Genomic DNA, 22,387 nt, shown 5'->3' on the forward strand with positions numbered 1-22,387 from the left:
TTCCCATGCCGAACACGGAAGTTAAGCTCTTCAGCGCCGATGGTAGTTGGGGGTCTCCCCCTGTGAGAGTAGGACGTTGCTAGGCTGATTTTCCACAGTAGCTCAGTGGTAGAGCTATCGGCTGTTAACCGATCGGTCGTAGGTTCGAGTCCTACCTGTGGAGCCATATGGAGAGCTGTCCGAGAGGTCGAAGGAGCACGATTGGAAATCGTGTAGGCGGCTACCGCTGTCTCAAGGGTTCGAATCCCTTGCTCTCCGCCATTCATTTTATTCGTATAAAAGGCCCGTTGGTCAAGCGGTTAAGACACCGCCCTTTCACGGCGGTAACACGGGTTCGAATCCCGTACGGGTCACCAGAGAATTTGGAGAATTAGCTCAGCTGGGAGAGCATCTGCCTTACAAGCAGAGGGTCGGCGGTTCGAGCCCGTCATTCTCCACTCGTTATTATCAGAGAGAATAGTCAATAGTTTCTATTTACATTCTCTCACTTTTTCGAAAAACGAGCATATACTTATTAACGCGGGGTGGAGCAGTTCGGTAGCTCGTCGGGCTCATAACCCGAAGGTCGCAGGTTCAAATCCTGCCCCCGCAATTACCAAGGTCCCGTGGTGTAGCGGTTAACATGCCTGCCTGTCACGCAGGAGATCGCCGGTTCGATCCCGGTCGGGACCGCCATTTCTATAAATATTATTGATATCTTATAGAATACATAGTAAGATTTGTAATATGGCTTTGTAGCTCAGTCGGTAGAGCAATGGACTGAAAATCCATGTGTCGGCGGTTCGATTCCGTCCAAAGCCACCATGTAATTTTTTTAGCAGATGTATTATGGAGGGGTAGCGAAGTGGCTAAACGCGGCGGACTGTAAATCCGCTCCTTCGGGTTCGGCAGTTCGAATCTGCCCCCCTCCACCATTTAGGGGCATAGTTTAAAGGTAGAACAGAGGTCTCCAAAACCTCCGGTGTGGGTTCGATTCCTACTGCCCCTGCCAATTTTAAAATACAATAGTATGGCGGTCGTGGCGAAGTGGTTAACGCACCTGATTGTGGTTCAGGCATTCGTGGGTTCGATTCCCATCGGTCGCCCCATTTTAATTCAATAGTTATTGGGCTATAGCCAAGCGGTAAGGCAACGGATTTTGATTCCGTCATGCGTTGGTTCGAATCCAGCTAGCCCAGCTTAAGCGGGAGTAGTTCAGTGGTAGAACACCACCTTGCCAAGGTGGGGGTCGCGAGTTCGAATCTCGTCTTCCGCTCCATTTTTTTTTGGCGGCATAGCCAAGTGGTAAGGCAGAGGTCTGCAAAACCTTTACCACCGGTTCGAGTCCGGTTGCCGCCTCCAATAATATGCCTGAGTGGTGGAATGGCAGACACGTCGCACTCAAAATGCGATGCCGCGAGGCGTGCCGGTTCAAGTCCGGCCTCAGGTATTTATTAATCAGATAAAACGGTCCTCAGCAATCAGCTTGAGTATCGTTTTATTTTTGTTTATTTATAACCAGAAGAAATCATATCGAGCTAATCTTCCGGCTCATTAAATGTATTCGAATTAAAAGGCGGTAAGAGATGTATTGCCTGAGAAATCTCCAAAAATTAAATTACGGTTTTTTTTTGCAAAGACTTTGGAATAACGAATGCATTATAGAATATAGTTGAAGAAACAGGAAAGTAACCAGCAGTTATTCAATAAAAATCAACTGTTTGGTCATCTCTATAAACAAAACAGTTATAAAACAAAAAATGAAGATAATTTTGTCGAAAGATGTTGACGTATTGTAAATTTGATGTTAAATTTATATATGTTGCTGATGCGGGTGTAGTTTAGTGGTAAAACCTCAGCCTTCCAAGCTGATGTCGTGAGTTCGATTCTCATCACCCGCTCCACAATACATAGCCAACGCAGTGTTTCGTTGTATCAACGAAGCATTGCGTTTTTTCTATTTCTATGAATATATTACCGAATTTAGAGGCAGCCATTACCGATCCGTCTGAGGCAAGCTGAGCGAAAAGCGCCTGCTTTAAGTGAAGTGAAACGTTCAAAGAGCCTGAGACTCTTTTGTCCCAGGCCCCTTAAAATAAGATTGCTGCCGAGTATTAATCCTTAAATTTGAAGATCTTTATTGAGTGGTTGAAACTATATAGCTTTTTCCAGAGCCGCCATGCACCTGGATGAACATACTCTTAAGTGAATCCGTTAATTGTATATGAGCCTCCGGGGTCAGGCTTGGCCTCAAGTAGATGATTTGCAGAGCTTCAGTGGTGCTTTGATTAATAGCTGTCCTTTCAGAATCTACAAATGGGCTCCCAAAAGCTCCGTTTTGGTCAACAGAAACCAGGAGATTTTCAAGTGAATTGGATCGTCCGTTCAATCCTTGATATTCTTCACCGGGTTTCCCCAATCTGATGGAGACGTCTCCTTTTATTTGAGATGTATCGTATAAACCGATTGGAGACTGGTATTCAAGGGAAAAGAAATTATTAAGGTCAACAGCAGAATGAACGGGTGATAAATAATTCTTTTTCTTGATTCTGCGGTATAGAGATTCAGCACTATGCCGGTAGCGGTTGGGGTCTTTGCCCAATGCTTTAAAGATGTCTCTCCACTCTCTGACGCCTTCAAGGTCTGCAACGTTTGTCTCTTGAAGTTCAAAGAAAATAGATTCCTGAAAAAGCTGCAGCCGGCCTTTTAACATTTGAGGCGATTCACCGACCTGGATGTCCTGGTAATGAATGATGCCAAAGGACAGGGGCTCCTTTTGCTGATGCAGTGATGGATGAATAGAAACTTTCATGATAGCAGCTCCTTGTTGTCAATGATATCGTTTATGATAGCAGAAAGCTGAGCATGTTAAAATAAAGAGACCCTTATTGAAAGGAGGGGACGGGATGAATTATCGTTTGCTGAAACAAGAAATCAAGGATCATGCAGATTCATTAGGAATTGATAAAATCGGTTTTACGACTGCAGATGTTTTTACTGAAATGAAAAATCATCTAATTAGACAGGAGCAGCTTGGCTATCAATCCGGATTTGAAGAAAAAGACATAAATAAACGTGTGGATCCTTCGTTAATTTTTTCAGAGCCCCGTTCCATTATTGCGATTGCACTTGCGTATCCATCTAAAATGAAAGATTCTCCAAGAAGCGTAAAAGGAGAAAGAAGAGGAATTTTCGCCAGGGCTTCCTGGGGAGCAGATTACCATGAAGTCCTGAGAGATCGTCTAAACAAGCTTGAAGCGTTTATTAAGGAAAGAGTACCTGAAGCACGTTTTCGTTCAATGGTAGACACTGGGGAGCTTGTGGACCGAGCTGTAGCGGAGAGAGCGGGAATAGGGTGGAGTGCAAAGAACTGTTCAGTCATTACGCCTGAGTTTGGTTCGTATGTTTATTTGGGAGAAATGATTACGAATCTGCCATTTGAACCAGATGTTCCAATGAATGACCAGTGCGGATCCTGCAATAAATGTGTAGATGTGTGTCCAACTGGCGCATTAGTTCAGGGAGGCCAGCTTGACGCTCAGAAGTGTATTGCCTTTTTAACGCAAACGAAAGGATTTTTGCCTGAGCAGTACCGATCCAAAATTGGGAATCGAATCTATGGCTGTGATACGTGTCAAACGGTATGCCCAAAAAACAAGGGAAAGGATTTTCATTTTCATGAGGAACTTGAACCTGATCCGGAAATAGCAAAGCCCCTTTTGGAGCCGCTCCTGACAATAAGCAACCGGGATTTTAAAGACACCTACGGACATGTTTCAGGTTCATGGAGAGGGAAGAAGCCTATTCAGCGAAATGCGATCATTGCGCTTGCTCACTTTAAAGAAAGTAATGCTCTTCCTTCACTGATTCGTGTAATGCAGGAAGATGTTAGACCAGTCATCAGAGGAACGGCAGCCTGGGCGGTCGGGAAGATTGGCGGACAGGAAGCACATGAGGCATTGCTGGCTCATGAAGAAAAAGAGAAAGACGAAGAAGTATTAGAGGAAATTAAAAAAGGATTAGCGTTTGTAAACAATTAATCATGTAATCCCTGAAGCTGTCGTAGGATGGCAAAAAGGGGGGATATGAGTTGGCATATAACCGTGGAAATGCAGTGCTGTACGCAGAAAAATGGTGGGACGGCAGAAATCCTGCTTATCCTTCATTTGAAGTGGATTGTACAAACTTTATATCTCAATGCCTGCATGCAGGCGGCTGGTCGATGACCGGATATCCAAACCGCTCAAAAGGCTGGTGGGTGCGCACCAATTCATGGAGTTTCAGCTGGTCCGTTGCTCACTCCCTAAAGTGGTATCTTGAATCGAGCGGGAGGGCGCAGCAGGTTTCAAGAGCCAGTGCGCTAAAACAGGGGGATGTTATTTGCTATGACTTTGAAGGGGACGGGAGAATAAATCATACAACAATTGTCACTGCCATGCGCTCAGGCGTCCCCCTTGTAAATGCTCATACAAGTGACAGCCGCATGAGAAATTGGGAATATACAGACTCGTCTGCCTATACTTCTGCAATTAAATATTACTTTTATGCAATTACATGATAAAATGAAGAAATGATTTAGTTTTGAATAGATTGTTTGAGGTGAAAAGTTTGGGAAATCATATTGTTTTGTATCAGCCTGAAATACCCGCTAACACAGGAAATATTGCACGTACATGTGCTGCAACTGACACAGCACTTCATTTGATACGTCCACTCGGTTTTTCTACGGATGATAAAATGCTGAAACGAGCTGGTCTGGATTATTGGAACCATGTACAGATTCACTATTACGACTCGTTAGAAGAATTTTTTGAAAGCAGCGCAGACGGTGAATATTTCTTTTTAACAAAGTACGGAGAAAAACCTCATTCATCATTCAGCTATGAGGATACTCAAAAAGATTATTACTTTATTTTTGGCAGAGAAACTTCAGGACTTCCTTCTGATGTGATCGAAAAAAATAAAGACAGGGCTCTTCGGGTGCCAATGAACGATCATGTCCGGTCTCTTAATTTATCAAATACAGCTGCTATATTGGTGTATGAGGCACTAAGACAGCAGAATTTTCCAGGATTAAAGTAATAAAGCAGAGCGCGATTCTTGCAACAGAGAATCGCGTTTTTTACATCAAAACTTTGTTTTTGGTATAGATTTCGATACACTTTAAAAGAAGATTAAAGGGAAGGAGCGTACGTATATGAAAAAAACGATTGAGTTGCTTAAAAACCACCGATCCGTTCGTAAATTCAAAGATGTGCCTTTAACAAAGAACCAAATAAAAACTATTGTAGAGGCAGCTCAAATGGCGTCTACTTCAAGCTTTATTCAAGCCTATACGATAATAGGGATAACAGATAAGGAAAAGAAAAAAGAGTTAGCTGCGCTTGCAGGAGGCCAGGAATATGTAGCAGAGAGCGGCCATTTATTTTTATTTTGCGCCGATCTTTACCGCCATGCTCATATTGGGCAATGGAAAGATGCTGATGTTCAGCCTTCGATTGAGAGTACTGAGAAATTTATGGTGGCAGTGATTGATGCTTCCCTTGCCGCTCAAAACGCCGCAATTGCAGCGGAATCAATGGGGCTTGGCATCTGCTACATAGGAGGAATTCGAAATAATCTGGCTGAAGTCAACCAGGTAATAGATGCTCCGGAGTATGTCGTTCCCTTGTTTGGCTTGACCGTCGGCGTGCCGGATCAGGAGACCGCTATAAAACCCCGAATGCCGTTTGAAATGGTCTACCACGAAAACAGCTACGAGTCAGATCCTGATCTGTTAAAAGATAAAGTGAGGGAATACGATAGAGGAATTTCTGCTTATTATCATGAACGGACAGAGGGCGTGCGAAGTGATCAATGGTCTGATCAAATGGCCAAAATGCTTGAACGAAAAAGCAGGATGTATATGAAGGATTTTATTGAAGGAAAAAAATTAAATCGCCATTAAAAAAAGCTGCCCTGGGGCAGCTTTTTTACTTGTATTAATCTTTATGAGTACCTGGTTTAGAATCATAGCCTGCTGCGAAAATCGCTGCAAGAAATGCCACACAGATACCTAAAATAAGTGCTGTATTCATATGATAGGCCCTCCTTTTTTTACGGGAAAATAGATCTGCTGTTTAAAAGTATACCCTAAAAATGAAGAATAGTGAACAAATGCAGCGCTTTAATGTGAAGAATTATTGAATTCGTCGTTAAAAGAGGCAGGACCCACGACATAAAGCACACGATCTTATCTGCTGGACCCATCAGCAGGCAGTGAAAACAGTAAGTTGACTATGCAGTATATTTCCCAAAAAGGTCCGATGAAAAAACATAAGTCATAATTTCTTCTTTTTTTCTTAAAATGGTGAAGAACGATTAAAAATGAATTTATTTTTCGTTTTCATGCAATCTGCAGTTTCTGCATACCTTTCTACATAGGGCCAATAAGGGGGGCGACGTTGTTGGATATTTTAAGACGAATGGCTGAATATAGAAGTGAAGAAGAAAGTTTAAAATGGGAAGGTACGTTTTCTGAATACGTAGAGTTGTTAAAAGAGCGGCCATGGGTGGCTCAATCAGCCCATTCACGTGTGTACAACATGATAAAAGATGCCGGTGTGGAAGAGAAAAATGGAAAAAAACAGTATCTCTTCTTTAAAAATCAGCTTTTTGGTTTAGAAGAACCTTTGGAAAAATTAGTAGAGGAATATTTTCATCCTGCTGCAAGAAGACTGGATGTAAAAAAACGGATTTTGCTGCTCATGGGTCCGGTCAGCGGAGGTAAATCTACGCTTGTTACGATGATGAAAAGAGGAATGGAAGCCTACTCAAGAACAGACAGAGGGGCTGTATATGCGATAAAAGGCTGTCCGATGCATGAAGATCCGCTTCATCTTATCCCGCATGCCTTGAGAGAGGACTTTCAAAAGGAATACGGCATCCGGATTGAAGGTAATTTGTCGCCATTGAATTTGATGCGCCTAGAAAAAGAATTTGATGGACAAATTGAAAATGTACCGGTTGAACGAATCTTTTTCTCAGAGGATAAGCGGGTCGGTATTGGAACATTCAGCCCCTCTGATCCAAAATCCCAGGATATTGCCGATTTGACAGGAAGCCTCGATTTTTCAACGATCGCAGAATATGGGTCAGAAAGTGATCCTCGGGCGTACCGTTTTGACGGCGAGCTCAATAAAGCAAATAGAGGGATGATGGAGTTTCAGGAAATGTTAAAATGTGATGAGAAATTTTTATGGCATTTGCTTTCCCTGACTCAGGAAGGAAACTTTAAAGCTGGAAGGTTTGCGTTAATCTCGGCTGATGAAATGATTGTGGCTCATACAAATGAAACTGAGTACAGGTCATTTATTTCCAACAGGAAGAATGAAGCTCTTCATTCGCGTATTATTGTCATGCCGATTCCTTATAATCTCCAAGTGACGCAGGAAGAAAAAATATATGAAAAATTGATTTCAGAAAGTGATGTCGCGGGTGTGCATATCGCGCCTCATACACTTAAAATTGCTGCGATGTTTACTATTCTTACCCGCCTGAAAGAACCTAAACGAAAAGACATTGACTTAATTAAGAAAATGCGTCTTTATGATGGTGAAACGGTTGAAGGATTTAATGGAGCAGATCTGCAGGAATTAAAAACGGAATATGACGACGAGGGCATGAATGGAATTGATCCTCGTTATGTGATAAACCGTATTTCTTCTACTATTATTCGGAAAGAAGTTTCTTCTATTAATGCACTTGATGTTTTACGATCGCTGAAAGAAGGACTTGATCAGCATGCTTCCATTACGAAGGATGTAAAAGAGGCCTACCTGGGTTATATATCACTTGCACGCCGAGAGTTTGATGATATGGCGAAAAAAGAAGTTCAAAAAGCCTTTGTTTACTCGTATGAGGAGTCTGCAAAAACGCTTATGGATAATTATCTTGATAATGTGGAGGCTTACTGCCACAAATCCAAGCTGCGTGATCCATTGACTGGCGAAGAAATGACGCCGGACGAGAAGCTGATGCGTTCCATCGAAGAGCAAATTGGCATTTCAGAAAATGCAAAAAAAGCATTCAGAGAAGAAATTTTAATTCGAATTTCCACTTATGCCAGAAAAGGAAAGCGATTTGATTATCATTCCCATGATCGTTTAAGAGAGGCGATTCAGAAAAAATTATTTGCAGATTTAAAAGATGTAGTTAAAATTACGACGTCATCGAAAACGCCGGATGAGCAGCAGCTGAAGAAAATGAACGAGGTTATTGCACGTTTAATTGATGAGCATGGCTATAATACCTCAAGTGCCAACGAGTTACTCAAATATGTGGGCAGTTTACTAAACAGATAGTAAGGACAGCCAGACGTATAAAATGACATGTTTTTTTGAGAGCCAGTAATTCCTGGTTCTTTTTTTGTTTTTATAAATACGTTTTTGAATTTTCATCAGAGATTCACAAAGCTGTCTCACATAAACGCATCATTTTAGGTGAAAGCTTGAAATAGGGCAGAGGTTTAAATTACACTGCCAGCCGTATTAAAATGAAACTTATAGCGGGCTCAAACGTATAAAAGGCAGAGGGGAATTTAGAGCAGCTTAAGGCCGATGTTTACCACGGCAAGATGAGTGTAAAAGAAAAAGAAGGATTATATAGAAGGGACGGGTGAAAGATGAAAACATCCACCACGCTTAAATGGATTACAGGAGGACTAGAGGCTTTTTTTGCCATACCGATCATAGGGGGCACCGTAATAATTACTTTATCATGGGCACCGCTATGGATTATGCTCGGTCTTCATATCGTTACGCTTATTTTCTCTGTTAAGGAGTTTGAAAAAAGGACCGGCAGCATAGTTGGAATTGTTGCAAGTGTTATTGGATTTATTCCTCTAGCCGGGTTTATCATGCACGTAGCTGCTTCCATTATATTGTTGATCGATGCGGCTAAAACATCTGCCAGAGAGAAGGAATTGACATAATCACGTTGCATTATACTTTTTTAAAAAGAAGAGGTTAGGACGAAGCTAAAAAAAAAGTTTAAAATGTTAGGCAATAGTTATAAATAGTAATAGGTGAGCGCAGCAGCAGGCAGCGGTTCCAGCAGGATATGAGGGCAAGCTGAAACTATACAGGGCAACTCCCTGAAAAAGGCTCAAGGGCCGGCCCTGCGAAAAGTGAGCACTGAAGCCAAGCGAACCGGTCAGAGAGCCTGAGACACTTTGTCTCAGGTTCTCTTTATTTTGGTCTGGCAGAAATAAGATTATAAAAACGAAGAAATTATTTTCGGAAAATTCAATTAAATAAGCATTTAAACGCTGTAAAGGCAGTAAAATGAGCGAATAGAACAAAATGCATGCGGTTTAATTAGTAAATATTTTTTCATTGGCGCATACAATGAAATACGAATGGAAGAAGGGAGAGCAGACCATGAAAATGGATGAGCGGTCGTCCACAATCCTATCACAAGAAGATTGGTCCCTTCACCGACAAGGACAGGATGATCAAAAAAGGCACCAGGAGAAAGTAAACGAAGCGATCAAAGACCAGCTGCCAGAGCTAATTACTGAAGAAAGCATAGTCATGTCAAATGGAAAGCAAGTAGTGAAAATTCCAATCCGTTCACTGGATGAATACAAAATCCGTTACAACTACGATAAGAAAAAGCATGTAGGTCAAGGCAATGGTGACAGCCAGGTTGGAGACTTAATAGCAAAGGGCAGTCCGGAACCGGGGCAGGGTGCAGGTCAGGGAGCTGGGGAAGAAGCAGGCGTTGACTATGTTGAAGCGGAGGTATCACTGCTCGAGGTTGAAGAAGCCTTATTTAAAGAACTGTCGCTTCCAAACTTGAAGCAAAAAGAAGAATCAGAAGAAATTACAAAAGATATCGAATTTAATGACATTCGCAACAAAGGGCTGACTGGAAATATTGATAAGAAGAAAACAATGATGAGTGCATTTAAACGAAATGCCATGTCAGGCACTCCTTCTTTTAATCCAATTCTGCCGGAAGATTTACGATTCAGGACCTGGAATGAATCGATTGAAAGAGAATCAAAAGCGGTTGTACTAGCTTTGATGGATACAAGTGGATCCATGGGGGCATTTGAAAAATATGTAGCAAGAAGCTTCTTTTTCTGGCTGACCAGATTTTTGCGGCATAAGTACGATCATGTTGATCTCCGCTTTATCGCACATCATACAGAAGCAAAAGAAGTAGAAGAAGAAACCTTTTTCTCCAAAGGGGAGAGCGGAGGCACCATTTGTTCATCCGCGTATCGAAAAGCACTTGAACTGATTCATAACGAATATCCGGTTCAGCGTTATAATATTTACGCGTTTCATTTTTCAGATGGAGATAATTTAACCTCAGACAATCAGCGCTGTCTGCCTTTGATTGAAGAGCTTTCGAAGGTATGCAATCTATTTGGCTATGGAGAAGTTAATCAATACCAGCGTCAGTCTTCGCTCATGTCCATTTATAAAAAGATTCCTGAGGATGAACTTAGGTATTTTATTCTCAGAAGAAAGTCGGATGTATTTTTTGCTTTAAAGCATTTTTTAAAAGAGGAAGTTTAATAATCAGACATAAAAAGAAAGCCGCAGCAGCATTTCTGCTCTTCGGCTTTCTTTCTGTTTAGTGTGGAAGAAAAACAAGCTGATACGAAAATAAAACAGCGAATAGATAAACAAGCGGGTGAACGTCCTTCCACTTGCCGCGGAAAATTTTCAAAATTGGATAGGAAATAAAACCTAACGCAATACCTGTAGCTATGCTGGATGTTAACGGCATGCTTAAGATGATTAAAAATGCAGGAAACGCCTCGTCAATTTCATCCCAATTAATTTTAGCGATCGTTCCCATCATCAGACTTCCCACAATAATGAGTGAAGGTGCAGTGATGGCTGCAACGCCTGATACCGCGCTGACAAGCGGACCAAAGAAGGCTGCGGCTATAAAAAGCATTGCAACGGTAACCGTTGTTAAGCCTGTACGGCCTCCCGCTGCCACTCCAGAAGAAGATTCAATATAAGCAGATGTAGGGCTCGTCCCAACCATAGCACCAGCTGTAGCTGCTACAGAATCGGCAAGAAGTGCCTGCCGTGCTCTTGGAAGTGTTTTGCCTTTCATTAACCCGGCTTGCTGGGCAACACCAATCATAGTACCCGTTGTATCAAAAATCGTTACAAGCAGGAAAGAAAAAACAACTGCAAATAATCCATATTGAATGACGTCCCCAAAGGCTTCTATGGGGTTTGAAACGATTAATCCCTCTGGAAGACCAGGAAGTGCCATTACCCCGTCAAACGTCAGCTGATTTGTAAAAAAGGCTATTGCACCGGTAATCAGCATACCGATAAACAACGCTCCATTTACCTTAAGAACCATGAGAATCAGTGTAATTGCCAGTCCAGAGAAAGCTAAAATGACCGGGGGAGAATGCAGGTCGCCAAGAGCAACCAGATTATCAGGGTGAGCCACTATAATACCGGTCAGGCGCATCCCGATAAAAGCGATAAACAAACCAATTCCGGCAGTGATTCCATGCTTTAAATTATCAGGAATCGCTTCAATTAATTTCTTTCTAAATGAAGTAAGAGAAATAATGGTAAAAATGATTCCGGAAACAAATACGGCTGCAAATGCTACTTCATACGTAATATTTGTGTTGGTGCCAACAACGGAAAAAGCAAAGTACGCATTCAGCCCCATACCGGGTGCGATCGCAATTGGATAATTTGCAAATAAAGCCATCCATAATGTTCCGATCACCGTAGCAATGATTGTGGCGAGAAAAACCTGATCGAACGGAACACCAGTAGTGGATAATATAATTGGATTAACTACCACGATATAAACCATCGTCATGAACGTCGTAAAACCGGCAAGCACCTCGGTTTTGACGGTCGTATTATTTTCTTTTAAATGAAAGCGAAACACTTCATTCAACTCCTTATTAAAATACGAACATTAAAAAAACACAAAGAATATAATATTCGTTTATAGAGTAAAAATCAACCCTTGTAGTAAGAAAAATCGATCTGATGAAAAATTTGAGGTCATCACATTGCAATTTTCAAACAATTCGATAAGATGGAGATGAAGCTTAAACAAATAAGACGCTTCGGAAGCAGGGTGACGTATGTATAATGAATTGAAAAATAAATCGACAGCCGGCCGGGCAGAAATGCTGACACGCCGTTTAGTCGGAATTAAAAGCTATACTGGCTCTTCAGGAGAGGCTGAAAAAGTACAAGAAATCTATTCCATCATTCAGTCGTTTCCTTATTTTCAGCAGCATCCGGAAGATGTTTGGATACAGCCCATTGACGGGGATCCTTACAATCGTATAAATGTTTGGGCTAAACTAGAGGGAAGACAAAAAAAGACGGTCCTGTTTCACAGTCATATCGATACTGTGGAAACAGATGATTTTGGAACGCTCCAATCGCTTGCCCATGATCCTGATGCTTTGCAGAAATATTTTTCCACATATGATGGAGACCAGCGGGTAAAAGAACAGGCTCTTTCAGGAGACTGGCTGTTTGGAAGAGGGTCGCTTGATATGCAAAGCGGTGCTGCCATTCATTTAACTAATCTGCTTGAACTGTCTGAACAAAAAGAGCCTCTTGACGGGACGATGCTGTTTCTATTCAATCCCGACGAAGAAAGTGAGCATGCCGGTATGCTTGCAGCGCTGCAAGAGCTTCAGCGGATGAAAGAAGAAGGGCTGAAGTATGTAGCGGCGATTAACAATGATTTTATTGCCCCTATGCACGACAACGATGATACAAAATATATTTATACAGGAGCAGCGGGTAAAGTTTTGCCCTCTTTTTATATCTATGGTCGTGAAGCGCATGTAGGGGATGTGCTTACGTCAATTGATCCCACACTTGTTGGGTCAGAGATTAATAGGAAAATTAATCAGAACCTTGATTTAGTTGAAGAACTGGAGGGAGAATATGTTCTGCCGCCAGCCTGCCTTTATTTTAAAGAAGATAAGCACAGTTACAATGTTCAGACTGCTGTAAGTGCAAGGATGTATTTTAATTATTTTGTTTTTGAACAAACCGCAAAAGACGTAATGGATAAATTGCTGTCTGTAACAAGAGAAACAGTAGAAGAACTTAGAATTCAAAGTGAAAGAAGATATGATGAATTTCGAATTCATCATGGATTTCCCCCAAGTAAGTGGAAATGGGAAGTCGGTGTATGCACGTATGAGGATCTGCAAAATGAGCTCAAAGAAAAGGGCCTGCCTGTCGATGAGGTTTTGGACCGTGTAGCAAGCGAATGGAAAGGCAAGGACCGAAGAGAAGCATCTTTTGCCCTTGTTGAGGCACTCCAGCAACTGGATCCGGATAAAAAACCGCGTGTCATATTGTTTTTTGCACCACCATTTTTGCCTCACAACTATTTAAATGAGCAGTATGTGTACGGTGCAGAGATTCGTGAAAAGCTGGTCCGCCGGCTTGAGGTCGTAGCGGCTCAAAGCAATGAAACATTCGCAACTAAACGTTTTTTCCCGTACTTGGCAGACGGCAGCTATCTTTCTCTGCATGAAAGTGAAGAAGAGGTAAATGTTTTAAAGAGAAATATGCCGAGGATGTCAGATATTTATCCTTTGCCAATTGATTTGATCAGAAGTGTTAACATCCCGTCCATTAATATAGGTGTATACGGAAGAGATGGACATAAATGGACTGAGCGGGTTTATAAGCCGTATACGTTCCACGTTCTGCCCAGTCTCATTAAAGATTTTGCTTTGGATTTGGTGGCAAAAAAAGAGCCTGAGACAAAAGTGTCTCAAGCTCACTGACCGGATCACTTCGCTTCAGGCGGTAATCATGCAGGGATGGGGCTTGAGCCTTCCTGGGCCTTGCCCTGCGAAGTCTCAATCACGCGCCATATCCTGCTGGAGTCGCCACCTTCCGCTGCGCTCACCTAATACTTAACGGTTGATGCATCTTCCATTTTCTAAACTGTAAAAATTATCTCCCATGCTCCTATTTCCGCATGGTGAAACATACGGTTTAAACGAATGATACTAAATCGTTGATATTAAGTCTGCCGGATGGACGTGCTTCTTTTATGCCTTTTCCTACAGTTATAAGCATTACAGGTACATAGCGGTCAGAGATTTCGAATTCCTCCATTAATGAAGAAGCACTAAAGCCGCCAATTGGACATGTGTCCCAGCCCTTTGCTTTTGCTGCAAGCATAAATTGCATAGCTGCCAGTGATGCGTTTGTAAAAGCGGCGTCACGGCCAAATTGTTCACTTTCATAAGCGGCTTGTATTTGTCCATTTAACGCTTGCTTGATTTCTTCAGACAGCATTCCTTCTTGAACAGCTGGATTAAATACAGGATCCACATTTTCATTTGCCTGAAGATCTCCCAATACAGCGATTACGGCAGAAGCATCGGCGATTTGCTGTTGATTATAAGCAATAGGCAAAAGGCGTTCCTGAGATTCTTTATTATGAAAAGCAAGAAAATTCCAGTGCTGAAGGTTCCACGCAGATGGAGCCTGACCTGTGATTTCAAGAAGTTCCATTAACTCTTCTCTGGAAATCTCTGCATTTGTATCATATTCTTTAGTGGACCGGCGTTCCTGCATCACACTAAGCACATTTTGTTCCATAGTTGAAGTCGACATATGAATTCCTCCCGTAAGCAAGTTACTTTTAGTTAGTAGTAAATCGTGTCTACTATAGTACAGATAAAATTATGAGTCAAGAAATTGATTCGGCGCAAAAGAAAGTGTTTAAGCAAAAATAGATGTCCTGAAATCTCAGTTTTTCACTGAAATTTCAGGACATCTTATGGTTTGCGATCTATTTGAAAAATTGTTTCATTTGAGCAAGCTGATTGTGTTCCTTCAGCATGTCTCCAGGTTTTTTTGCTTCGCCTATAAAATAGTTTTTAAGTTCCATCTCCATAAATTCGCAGATAAGCTGAAATTGAAGGATGAGTGGAATCCCTTTAACGTTTACACGATCTCCTCCGCATATCAATACATAGACTGGCTTATTTTTCATCTGTTGTTTAAATTCAAGGTCAGGATCTCTGAGAGCCTGTGACCACCGATCCACAAAAGTTTTCATATATCCGCTCATTCCATACCAGTAAACAGGGGTAGCGAAAAGAATGGTTTCTGCCTGAACCATTTTTTTAATTAAATCGGCATGATCATCTTCTACAGGGGCAAATCCGTTTTCAGAATGCCGCTGGTCGGTAATCTGATGGACAGTATGGCGGCGAAGATGAATCCACTCCACTTCACCGGAGTAATTTTTTGCTGCCCCTTCTGCTAAAATTTCTGTATTTCCATTGTCTCTTGAACTGCCGCTTATTATTAGCAAACTCATAGGAATCTCCAGCCTTTCATGATGAATTTCGAATAAGGTCATTATACCTGCAGCAAAATTCAAATTCATTTATTTTATGTTCCAAGTAGAGAAGTATGCAGGAATTGAACTTCTCATGGAGTGAGATTAAGCATACTTATCCGTTTAAAACCTATCCAAAGGGGGATTATAAAAAGAACGATATTTTCTGAATAATTTAATTTGAGGGAGAGATGTCAAGCATGTCGAATGTAAAATTGGCAATTATTTATTACAGCTCCACAGGAACGAATTACAAATTAGCGAAATGGGCCGAGGAAGCAGCGCGTGAAGCAGGTGCAGAGGTAAAAGTGTTAAAAGCGGAAGAAACTGCTCCCCAGCAGGCCATAGCAGCAAATCCGGCATGGAAAGAGCATTATGAAGAAACAAAAGATGTACCAAAAGTTACATTAAATGACCTTGAATGGGCTGACGCATTTATTTTCAGCACCCCGACAAGATTCGGCAGTGCACCGTCTCAAATACGGGCGTTTTTAGATACTACCGGGGGACTTTGGTTCAACGGTCAGCTTGTGAACAAGGTCGTGAGTGCGATGAGTTCTGCTCAGAACTCTCATGGAGGACAGGAAGCTACGATCCTCTCACTTTATACGTCGATGATGCACTGGGGTGCTATTATTGCGGCTCCAGGCTATTCAGATCCTGTTACCTTCAGTTCAGGCGGCAACCCGTATGGTACAAGCGTAACTGTGGACCAGGATGGCAATATGCTTGAGGACGTAGAGGAAGCAGTAAAACATCAGGCCCGCCGTACTATTGAAGTGGCGCAAATGGTAGTAAACGGTTCAAAATAAAACGATAGCTTATGAAATAAAGCGGATGGGCTCGCTCACACTCCTGTTGATGCGTTAAGCGTCCGTCTGGAGAGCAGCGAACTGATCAATGAGCTTGGGACAAATTTGTCCCAAGCTCATTTTCTTGTCTGCTTATAAAATCGACCCGGTTTGACCGGATCGGGGGTCTCAATCACTATATTTTGAGCAGTAAAGGGGTGGGTGAAGCTGATTTTTACCGCATGGAGTGCTTGAAAAGGGAAATGTATTGTTTTTTTGCCCCCGTATAGCGTATCTCCTGCCAGCGGATGTCCGATGGAAGATAAGTGAACGCGTATCTGATGGGTTCTGCCAGTGTCGAGCTGCAGTTCGAGCCAGGAGGTTTGCTGATTTTGATTGAATTGAATTTTTCTAAAATGCGTAATCGCTTTTTGCCCGGTTGGTGATATTCTTTTTCTGGAATTGTGATGACGGTCATTTCCAATTGGCTGATCAATCGTACCATTGGAATGCGACACATCTCCGTGCACATGTGCCCAGTATGTGCGTTTAATGGATCGCTGCTCCAATGCATGGTCCAGCAAGGGCTTGACAGCAGCATGCTTTGCAAAAATAATGGTCCCCGTTGTATCCCGGTCAAGCCGGTGAATGGGCTGAGCATACCCGGTTTTCCCTTTTTGCCGGAGATAGTGAACCACACCGTTTGCAAGGGTGCCTGAAGCGTCCGGCTGATTTGGGTGCGTATCTATGTGAGGCGGCTTATTCGCAATTAAAAGATGCTCGTCTTCATATAGAATAGAAAGATCGATTGGATCCGGCAGATAGCTGGGTTTCTCCTCTTCCTCCAACCGGATGGTCAACAGATCTCCTGGAGATAGTACCGTTCTCCATTCTGTTAATGTTCCATTTAAATCAATTGCTTTATTCATGCGCCATGCGTGTATTTGTTTTTTTCCGAATTTCCATTCGCTGCGAAGTGCTTCTTCAACTGTTTTTCCTGCAGTTTGAGCAGGCACGGATATCGAGAATGAGGAAGTATGCATGTGATTTGGCTCCTTTGTTTTAGATAAGTTCCTTTCCTGTTATTAAAAAAGCCTCTTCGTCCGAAGAGAAGAGGCAGTGCTGATCAGGTCCAAATAAATAGCTTTTTTACTCGTTCACAACATTCCGTTCAAAGAACTCTTCATACTCGCTTTCACTTGCGGCACCGACAATTCCGTCAACGGCTTGTCCGTCTTCAAAATGAACGAGTGTAGGTGTGGACTGGATAGAATATTTGTTAAATTGATCTCGAAATTCTATTAAATTCATTTGTACCATATCCACGTCCATTTCCTCAGCAAGAGGAGCTAGCATAGGTGTTGTTTCCAGACAATACTGGCATTCAGGACTGAAGAAATAAACAGTTGTTGGTTCACCGCTTGAAATTCTTTCGTCTAATTCATCCGGTAAAATCTGATTTGCATAATTAGGGTTATCCAGCAGATCAATTGTTGACTGTCTTAAGTCCTCTTTTCCATACGGGTTATCCTCGGTTTTCGAGGCATTTTGTATATTGGTAATAATAAAAATAGAAGCAAAGATCACAATAATGATTGCTCCGAAGATGAGTACTTTTTTCATCAGGCTTTTTCCCCTTTCAACTGCTTTAAAATAAGTAAGCTAAAAATAAAAATGATGGCAAAAGCGGTTAATGCAAGAAATGGAATCGTAATAAACCCGAGCCAGTTAATGTATTCTCCCGTACATGGAACCATTCCGCAGGCAGGAGCATTGTCTGACAGAAAATCAAGCTTTTGAATGCCATAATGATAGATCGAAACAAGTCCGCCGATTCCTGATAAACAGGCAGAATAAAAGGCTGCTTTAGGATCCTTCCTGTATATTGCCGCAGCAAGCAGAATGACAATCGGGTACATAAAAATCCTTTGGTACCAGCACAATTCACATGGCTCATACCCTCTTATTTCAGAAAAATAAAGAGACCCCATTGCAGCTACCAAAGAAGCAGCCCAAGCTGTAAAAAGGAAATTCTCCGTTTTTTTCTCCATTTTGATGCCTCTTTTCTTCTCAATCGTATTTAAATGGTGATTCATGAAGATTGTAAAAGGTAATGATGAATATGACAAGCTGATCTTACTAAAATGAGGCAACTATTTTATAAATTTGTCTATTCTTTGGCAGTTAATTAAAGTAACCAATTTTCATCATACTCAAAGTATGAACGTGTTTCAACCAGCTTTTCTTACAAATAAAGATTAAATGCAAAACGATTCCAAAGTGCAATTGCACAAGCTATAATATGAAAGGGTAATAAAGCGTTTATGTTCCAGGCAAAAAGGGGATATGAAACGTTGTGAAGGAGTGGGAAGTATGTCTGAGAAATTAGATTTAACGCAGTTTGAAAAAAAGATGATTATTCGAACAATGATTCATCCTGATATAGAAAAAATAATTGAAATGCAGCGCCTTTGTTTTCCGGGTATGGAGCCATGGAAAATAGAACAGCTTGAGAGCCATCTCGATACATTTCCTGATGGGCAGCTTGTTGCCGAACTGGACGGAGAAATTATTGGTTCTTGCTCAAGCCTGATCATAAACTTCGACGAGTACGATGACCGCCACACATGGGACGATGTTACAGACGAAGGTTATATCACCAATCATAATCCTGATGGATATAACCTGTATGGAATAGAAGTTATGGTGCATCCTGAATACCGGCGCATGAAAGTAGGACACAGATTGTACGAAGCAAGACGCGAACTGGCTCGTGAGTACAAACTGAAAAGTATCATCATTGGAGGCCGCATCCCGAATTTTCATAAATATGCTGATGAAATGTCTCCAAGGGAATATGTAGATTCTGTACAGATGCATAAGGTGTATGATCCAGTCCTATCCTTTCAGCTTTTAAACGGATTTACCTTGATGAGGATCAATCCGAATTATCTGCCGGATGATAAGCAATCAAACAAATATGCTACTTTGATGGAATGGAACAATGTGGATTACCGTCCAAATTCCAAGCGTCACTTTAAAACGAGCCACCCAGTCCGGATTTGTGTGGTTCAGTACATGATGCGTCAAATTGATTCCTTTACAGACTTTGCAAACCAGGTGGAGTATTTTACGGATGTAGCTTCAGATGCTCATTCTGATTTTGTAGTATTTCCGGAAATTTTTACTACTCAGCTGATGTCCTTTTTAAATGAGAAATCTCCGAGTATGGCGGTTAGAAAACTGACAGATTATACAGAAGATTATATTGAACTCTTTACCGATCTTGCAGTTCGCTACAATGTAAATATAATCGGAGGCTCTCACTTTGTAAAAGAGGATGACGACGAAATCTACAATATCGCGTATTTATTCCGCAGAGACGGGACGATTGAAAAGCAGTACAAGCTGCATATTACACCGAATGAACGAAAATGGTGGGGAATAAGTGCCGGCGATCAGGTACGGGTGTTTGATACAGATTGCGGGAAAATCGCAATTCAGATCTGTTATGACATCGAATTTCCGGAGCTCGCCCGCATCGCCACAGATAAAGGGGCAAAAATTATCTTTACCCCGTTCTGTACGGAAGACCGTCAAGGCTATCTGCGTGTGCGCTATTGCTCACAGGCTAGAGCGGTTGAAAATCAAATCTATACCGTTATTTCAGGGACAGTCGGCAATCTTCCTGAAACAGAAAATATGGATATACAATACGCCCAGTCCGGGATTTTTGCGCCATCTGATTTTGAATTTGCACGTGACGGAATTGTAGGTGAAACAGATCCAAATCTCGAAATGGTGATGATTGGAGATGTGGACCTGGAAATTCTCCGCCGTCAGCGGCAAAGCGGAACGGTTCGCCAGCTGAAGGACAGAAGACATGATATCTACAATATAGAATACAAAAAATAGTCATTGGCCTGCTATAAGATTTAAGATAAAGCATCACTCATTACGGAGGCTGGGACATAACTCATAAAAGTTTAAAAAAAGAGGACATATTTATTACTAGTAGTAGGTGAGCGGAGCGGAAGGTGGCGACTCCTGCAGGATATGACGGCAAGCTGAGACTTTACAGGGCAAGGCCCTGAAAAGGCTCAGCGCCGTACCTGCGGAAAGCGTCCGCCTGAAGCGAAGTGAACCGGTCGTAGAGCTTGAGACACTTATGTCCCAAGCTCTTTATTTTCTTATTTATGATTTAAACATATAAAGAAAGTTTAGACGGCCAAGGTATACTTCATGTAAAAATTGGGTATTGGTTTGTACAGTCTTCAAAACAGCTTCCATATAAATGGCGGCAGCATTCGTTATTACTGTCTGTGTGCTTTTCATATTTTTTCTCGCGGCATGTGGTTCTGCGTCAATTCTAAACCTGGTTCATGATACAATTAAACCGAGGCGTGTCCTTAGTTAAAACTGGAGGAGGTATACTATGAGCTATCAACAATCGTATGAAAAATGGTTTTCATTTGATCAGCTGGACGAAGAGGTTTTTTCTGAACTGGAGCAAATGAAGGATAATGAAAAAGGAAAAGAAGACGCATTTTATAAAAACCTTGAATTCGGCACTGGCGGCATGCGCGGAGAGATTGGTGCAGGCACAAACCGGATGAATCTTTATACCGTCCGAAAGGCAGCGGAAGGATTGGCCCGCTATATAGAGAAGAAAGGTCCTGATGCGGTTAAAAGAGGGGTAGTTTTGGCTTATGACTGCAGAAGGAAATCTCCTGAGTTTTCTCTTGAAATTGCACGGACTCTTGCTTCACATGGTATTCAGACCTATGTGTTTGAGTCGCTGCGCTCGACTCCGCAGCTGTCCTTTGCTGTGAGATCTTTACATACATACATGGGAGGCATGATCACAGCGAGCCACAATCCTCCTGAATACAATGGATTTAAAGTTTACGGTGAAGATGGCGCCCAGCTTAATTTAGCAGATGCAGATGCTGTTATTGAAGAAATAAATGCGATTGATAATGAGCTTGATATTCAAGTGAAATCCATCGATGAATTGAAGGAATCGGGCTTAATCGAAATGATTTCATCTTCTGTGGATGACTCATATGTAGAACATCTTATAACCGTTTCTGAAAAGCCTCAATTAGCAAAGGAATCCGATTTAAAAGTTGTGTTTTCTCCTTTGCATGGAGCATCAAATGAAATGGTTCAGCGCGGTCTTAAAGCGCTCGGATATAAACATATTCATATCGTAAAAGAGCAGGAAGAGCCGGATTCAGAGTTTCCAACTGTCGCTTCTCCAAATCCGGAAGAACCCGGGGCCTTTGAATATGCGATCAGAGATGGAAAAGAAATAGGGGCAGACCTATTAATCACGGCAGATCCTGATGGAGACCGCTTAGGTTTAGCTGTTAAAGGACCGGATGATGAATATGTATTATTGACCGGAAATCAAACAGGGGCGCTTTTGCTTAATTACCTGCTTGGCCGGAAAAGTGAAAAAGGAAATCTTCCTCAAAATGGAAGAGTGTTTAAGACAATTGTTACCTCTGAAATCGGTCGAAAAATAGCAGAGCATTATGGTGCGACGACAGAAGATGTTCTGACTGGTTTTAAGTTCATTGGAGAAAAAATCAAGATGTATGAAAAAACCGGCGAGCATACTTTTTTATTCGGATATGAAGAAAGCTATGGCTATCTGGTCAAAGATTTTGCCCGTGATAAAGATGCAGTGCAGGCAGCTCTTTTAGCAGTAGAAGCAGCAGCCTTTCATAAACAGCAGGGACATACACTGTATGAGGTTTTATTGTCCTTATTTGAAACGCACGGCTATTACAAAGAAGGTCTTGAGTCGCTGACACTTAAAGGAAAAGAAGGAGCTGATAAAATTCAGTCCATATTGACCGGTTTCCGTGAGCATCCGATCAGGGAAATTGCTGGACTTGCTGTTCATTCTCAAGAAGATTACGGAACTCAAAAACGACTGATAACGGCTAAAGGAAAAGAAGAGGACATTTCACTGCCAGCTTCGAATGTATTGAAATACTTTTTAGAGGATGGCTCATGGGTTTGCATCCGTCCAAGCGGTACGGAGCCGAAAGTAAAATTTTATTTCAGCGTAATCGGATCAAGTCTTAAAGACAGTGAAAAAAAGCTTTCCCAAATAAAAGAATCCTTTATGGATAAAGTTCACTCAATGGTATAAATCATCTCCATTGTAAAAGAAGTTCTTAGGCAGCCTTTGTTAACAGGGGCTGTCTTTAGTTTGA

18 protein-coding genes, 15 tRNA genes and 1 rRNA gene are annotated in these 22,387 nt (G+C 41.8%); 27 read left to right on the forward strand and 7 right to left on the reverse strand.

The genetic code is table 11. The features are described from left to right. The 16 genes from rrf to P6709_RS16565 form a co-directional block, all read left to right on the forward strand. Positions 1-85 (forward strand): 5S ribosomal RNA (rrf, locus tag P6709_RS16490); the annotation flags it as partial. Between the two features lie 6 nt (positions 86-91). Further along, a tRNA-Asn gene (locus tag P6709_RS16495) sits at positions 92-166 on the forward strand. Between the two features lie 3 nt (positions 167-169). Then, positions 170-261 (forward strand) — tRNA-Ser (locus P6709_RS16500). A gap of 20 nt (positions 262-281) precedes the next feature. After that, a tRNA-Glu gene (locus tag P6709_RS16505) sits at positions 282-356 on the forward strand. 8 nt (positions 357-364) lie between these two features. Then, positions 365-437, forward strand: a tRNA-Val gene (locus P6709_RS16510). 81 nt (positions 438-518) lie between these two features. Further along, a tRNA-Met gene (locus P6709_RS16515) sits at positions 519-592 on the forward strand. A gap of 7 nt (positions 593-599) precedes the next feature. Continuing rightward, a tRNA-Asp gene (locus tag P6709_RS16520) sits at positions 600-675 on the forward strand. Between the two features lie 53 nt (positions 676-728). Beyond that, a tRNA-Phe gene (locus tag P6709_RS16525) sits at positions 729-804 on the forward strand. A gap of 26 nt (positions 805-830) precedes the next feature. Further along, positions 831-914, forward strand: a tRNA-Tyr gene (locus tag P6709_RS16530). 3 nt (positions 915-917) lie between these two features. Further along, a tRNA-Trp gene (locus P6709_RS16535) sits at positions 918-991 on the forward strand. Positions 992-1,012: 21 nt separating this feature from the next. Further along, positions 1,013-1,088, forward strand: a tRNA-His gene (locus P6709_RS16540). Between the two features lie 18 nt (positions 1,089-1,106). After that, a tRNA-Gln gene (locus P6709_RS16545) sits at positions 1,107-1,178 on the forward strand. 5 nt (positions 1,179-1,183) lie between these two features. Next, positions 1,184-1,258 (forward strand) — tRNA-Gly (locus tag P6709_RS16550). A gap of 9 nt (positions 1,259-1,267) precedes the next feature. Next, positions 1,268-1,341, forward strand: a tRNA-Cys gene (locus P6709_RS16555). 7 nt (positions 1,342-1,348) lie between these two features. After that, a tRNA-Leu gene (locus tag P6709_RS16560) sits at positions 1,349-1,429 on the forward strand. A 380-nt stretch (positions 1,430-1,809) separates the two neighbouring features. Then, positions 1,810-1,883, forward strand: a tRNA-Gly gene (locus P6709_RS16565). A 233-nt stretch (positions 1,884-2,116) separates the two neighbouring features. Here the strand turns inward: P6709_RS16565 and P6709_RS16570 are convergent. Next, positions 2,117-2,791, reverse strand: coding sequence for a B3/B4 domain-containing protein (locus P6709_RS16570; RefSeq protein WP_278242044.1), 675 nt, complete (start codon positions 2,789-2,791; stop codon positions 2,117-2,119). A gap of 94 nt (positions 2,792-2,885) precedes the next feature. On the opposite strand from P6709_RS16570, the gene queG reads away from it, so the two are divergent. The 7 genes from queG to yhbH all read left to right on the forward strand — a co-directional run bounded on the left by queG (position 2,886) and on the right by yhbH (position 10,547). After that, the gene (gene queG / locus P6709_RS16575; protein WP_278242045.1) at positions 2,886-4,019 is read left to right on the forward strand and encodes a tRNA epoxyqueuosine(34) reductase QueG; all 1,134 of its coding nucleotides are present in this window, start codon (positions 2,886-2,888) and stop codon (positions 4,017-4,019) included. Between the two features lie 50 nt (positions 4,020-4,069). Beyond that, the gene (locus tag P6709_RS16580; protein ID WP_278242046.1) at positions 4,070-4,537 is read left to right on the forward strand and encodes an amidase domain-containing protein; all 468 of its coding nucleotides are present in this window, start codon (positions 4,070-4,072) and stop codon (positions 4,535-4,537) included. A 50-nt stretch (positions 4,538-4,587) separates the two neighbouring features. Further along, positions 4,588-5,061: a tRNA (uridine(34)/cytosine(34)/5-carboxymethylaminomethyluridine(34)-2'-O)-methyltransferase TrmL gene (gene trmL, locus P6709_RS16585; RefSeq protein WP_278242047.1), complete on the forward strand. Its 474-nt coding sequence runs from the start codon at positions 4,588-4,590 to the stop codon at positions 5,059-5,061. Positions 5,062-5,176: 115 nt separating this feature from the next. After that, positions 5,177-5,926 carry an oxygen-insensitive NADPH nitroreductase gene (nfsA, locus tag P6709_RS16590; RefSeq protein ID WP_278242048.1) on the forward strand — a complete coding sequence of 250 codons (750 nt, stop codon included), beginning with the start codon at positions 5,177-5,179 and terminating at the stop codon, positions 5,924-5,926. A 517-nt stretch (positions 5,927-6,443) separates the two neighbouring features. Beyond that, a complete protein-coding gene (locus P6709_RS16595; RefSeq protein WP_442905363.1) occupies positions 6,444-8,321 on the forward strand; it encodes a PrkA family serine protein kinase in 1,878 nt (625 codons plus the stop codon). A gap of 320 nt (positions 8,322-8,641) precedes the next feature. Continuing rightward, positions 8,642-8,950 carry a hypothetical protein gene (locus P6709_RS16600; protein WP_278242050.1) on the forward strand — a complete coding sequence of 103 codons (309 nt, stop codon included), beginning with the start codon at positions 8,642-8,644 and terminating at the stop codon, positions 8,948-8,950. A 448-nt stretch (positions 8,951-9,398) separates the two neighbouring features. Next, positions 9,399-10,547 (forward strand): sporulation protein YhbH, encoded by a 1,149-nt coding sequence (gene yhbH / locus P6709_RS16605; RefSeq protein ID WP_278242051.1) that lies wholly within the window; start codon positions 9,399-9,401, stop codon positions 10,545-10,547. Between the two features lie 58 nt (positions 10,548-10,605). Here yhbH and P6709_RS16610 read toward each other — a convergent pair whose 3' ends face one another. Then, positions 10,606-11,910 (reverse strand): NCS2 family permease, encoded by a 1,305-nt coding sequence (locus tag P6709_RS16610; RefSeq protein ID WP_278242052.1) that lies wholly within the window; start codon positions 11,908-11,910, stop codon positions 10,606-10,608. A gap of 202 nt (positions 11,911-12,112) precedes the next feature. Between P6709_RS16610 and P6709_RS16615 the strand changes: the two genes are divergently transcribed. Then, positions 12,113-13,792: a M20/M25/M40 family metallo-hydrolase gene (locus tag P6709_RS16615; RefSeq protein ID WP_278242053.1), complete on the forward strand. Its 1,680-nt coding sequence runs from the start codon at positions 12,113-12,115 to the stop codon at positions 13,790-13,792. A 214-nt stretch (positions 13,793-14,006) separates the two neighbouring features. Here the strand turns inward: P6709_RS16615 and P6709_RS16620 are convergent, their stop codons facing one another. Both P6709_RS16620 and P6709_RS16625 read right to left on the reverse strand, forming a co-directional pair. Beyond that, positions 14,007-14,618 (reverse strand): nitroreductase family protein, encoded by a 612-nt coding sequence (locus P6709_RS16620; protein WP_336619008.1) that lies wholly within the window; start codon positions 14,616-14,618, stop codon positions 14,007-14,009. 193 nt (positions 14,619-14,811) lie between these two features. Beyond that, the gene (locus tag P6709_RS16625) at positions 14,812-15,339 is read right to left on the reverse strand and encodes a flavodoxin family protein (protein ID WP_336619009.1); all 528 of its coding nucleotides are present in this window, start codon (positions 15,337-15,339) and stop codon (positions 14,812-14,814) included. 227 nt (positions 15,340-15,566) lie between these two features. On the opposite strand from P6709_RS16625, the gene wrbA reads away from it, so the two are divergent. Further along, on the forward strand, positions 15,567-16,178 hold the full coding sequence (gene wrbA, locus P6709_RS16630) for an NAD(P)H:quinone oxidoreductase (protein ID WP_278242056.1): 612 nt from the start codon (positions 15,567-15,569) through the stop codon (positions 16,176-16,178). Between the two features lie 116 nt (positions 16,179-16,294). On the opposite strand, the gene P6709_RS16635 is transcribed toward wrbA, so the two are convergent. From P6709_RS16635 to P6709_RS16645, 3 genes are all read right to left on the reverse strand, one after another. Then, positions 16,295-17,200, reverse strand: a complete 906-nt coding sequence (locus P6709_RS16635) for an RluA family pseudouridine synthase (RefSeq protein WP_278242057.1) — start codon at positions 17,198-17,200, stop codon at positions 16,295-16,297. A 106-nt stretch (positions 17,201-17,306) separates the two neighbouring features. Then, the gene (locus tag P6709_RS16640) at positions 17,307-17,780 is read right to left on the reverse strand and encodes a thioredoxin family protein (protein WP_278242058.1); all 474 of its coding nucleotides are present in this window, start codon (positions 17,778-17,780) and stop codon (positions 17,307-17,309) included. Continuing rightward, on the reverse strand, positions 17,780-18,208 hold the full coding sequence (locus P6709_RS16645) for a disulfide oxidoreductase (protein ID WP_278242059.1): 429 nt from the start codon (positions 18,206-18,208) through the stop codon (positions 17,780-17,782). The genes P6709_RS16640 and P6709_RS16645 overlap by 1 nt, the downstream gene beginning before the upstream one ends. Positions 18,209-18,530: 322 nt before the next feature. Between P6709_RS16645 and P6709_RS16650 the strand changes: the two genes are divergently transcribed. Both P6709_RS16650 and P6709_RS16655 read left to right on the forward strand, forming a co-directional pair. Then, positions 18,531-20,072 (forward strand): bifunctional GNAT family N-acetyltransferase/carbon-nitrogen hydrolase family protein, encoded by a 1,542-nt coding sequence (locus tag P6709_RS16650; RefSeq protein ID WP_278242060.1) that lies wholly within the window; start codon positions 18,531-18,533, stop codon positions 20,070-20,072. 520 nt (positions 20,073-20,592) lie between these two features. Continuing rightward, positions 20,593-22,323, forward strand: a complete 1,731-nt coding sequence (locus tag P6709_RS16655) for a phospho-sugar mutase (RefSeq protein ID WP_278242061.1) — start codon at positions 20,593-20,595, stop codon at positions 22,321-22,323. Positions 22,324-22,387: the final 64 nt, after the last annotated feature.

Origin of the sequence: Jeotgalibacillus sp. ET6 (genome assembly GCF_029667115.1) — a bacterium.
GTDB lineage: Bacteria > Bacillota > Bacilli > Bacillales > Jeotgalibacillaceae > Jeotgalibacillus.

What these genes read in the sequence shown, in the direction of transcription:
- P6709_RS16645 (WP_278242059.1), bottom strand. Translation starts at nt 18,208, where the DNA reads ATGGAGAAAAAAACGGAGAATTTCCTTTTTACAGCTTGGGCTGCTTCT.
- queG (WP_278242045.1), top strand. Translation starts at nt 2,886, where the DNA reads ATGAATTATCGTTTGCTGAAACAAGAAATCAAGGATCATGCAGATTCA.
- P6709_RS16570 (WP_278242044.1), bottom strand. Translation starts at nt 2,791, where the DNA reads ATGAAAGTTTCTATTCATCCATCACTGCATCAGCAAAAGGAGCCCCTG.
- P6709_RS16620 (WP_336619008.1), bottom strand. Translation starts at nt 14,618, where the DNA reads ATGGAACAAAATGTGCTTAGTGTGATGCAGGAACGCCGGTCCACTAAA.
- wrbA (WP_278242056.1), top strand. Translation starts at nt 15,567, where the DNA reads ATGTCGAATGTAAAATTGGCAATTATTTATTACAGCTCCACAGGAACG.
- P6709_RS16615 (WP_278242053.1), top strand. Translation starts at nt 12,113, where the DNA reads ATGTATAATGAATTGAAAAATAAATCGACAGCCGGCCGGGCAGAAATG.
- P6709_RS16600 (WP_278242050.1), top strand. Translation starts at nt 8,642, where the DNA reads ATGAAAACATCCACCACGCTTAAATGGATTACAGGAGGACTAGAGGCT.
- P6709_RS16595 (WP_442905363.1), top strand. Translation starts at nt 6,444, where the DNA reads ATGGCTGAATATAGAAGTGAAGAAGAAAGTTTAAAATGGGAAGGTACG.
- P6709_RS16655 (WP_278242061.1), top strand. Translation starts at nt 20,593, where the DNA reads ATGAGCTATCAACAATCGTATGAAAAATGGTTTTCATTTGATCAGCTG.
- P6709_RS16640 (WP_278242058.1), bottom strand. Translation starts at nt 17,780, where the DNA reads ATGAAAAAAGTACTCATCTTCGGAGCAATCATTATTGTGATCTTTGCT.
- yhbH (WP_278242051.1), top strand. Translation starts at nt 9,399, where the DNA reads ATGAAAATGGATGAGCGGTCGTCCACAATCCTATCACAAGAAGATTGG.
- nfsA (WP_278242048.1), top strand. Translation starts at nt 5,177, where the DNA reads ATGAAAAAAACGATTGAGTTGCTTAAAAACCACCGATCCGTTCGTAAA.
- P6709_RS16650 (WP_278242060.1), top strand. Translation starts at nt 18,531, where the DNA reads ATGTCTGAGAAATTAGATTTAACGCAGTTTGAAAAAAAGATGATTATT.
- P6709_RS16635 (WP_278242057.1), bottom strand. Translation starts at nt 17,200, where the DNA reads ATGCATACTTCCTCATTCTCGATATCCGTGCCTGCTCAAACTGCAGGA.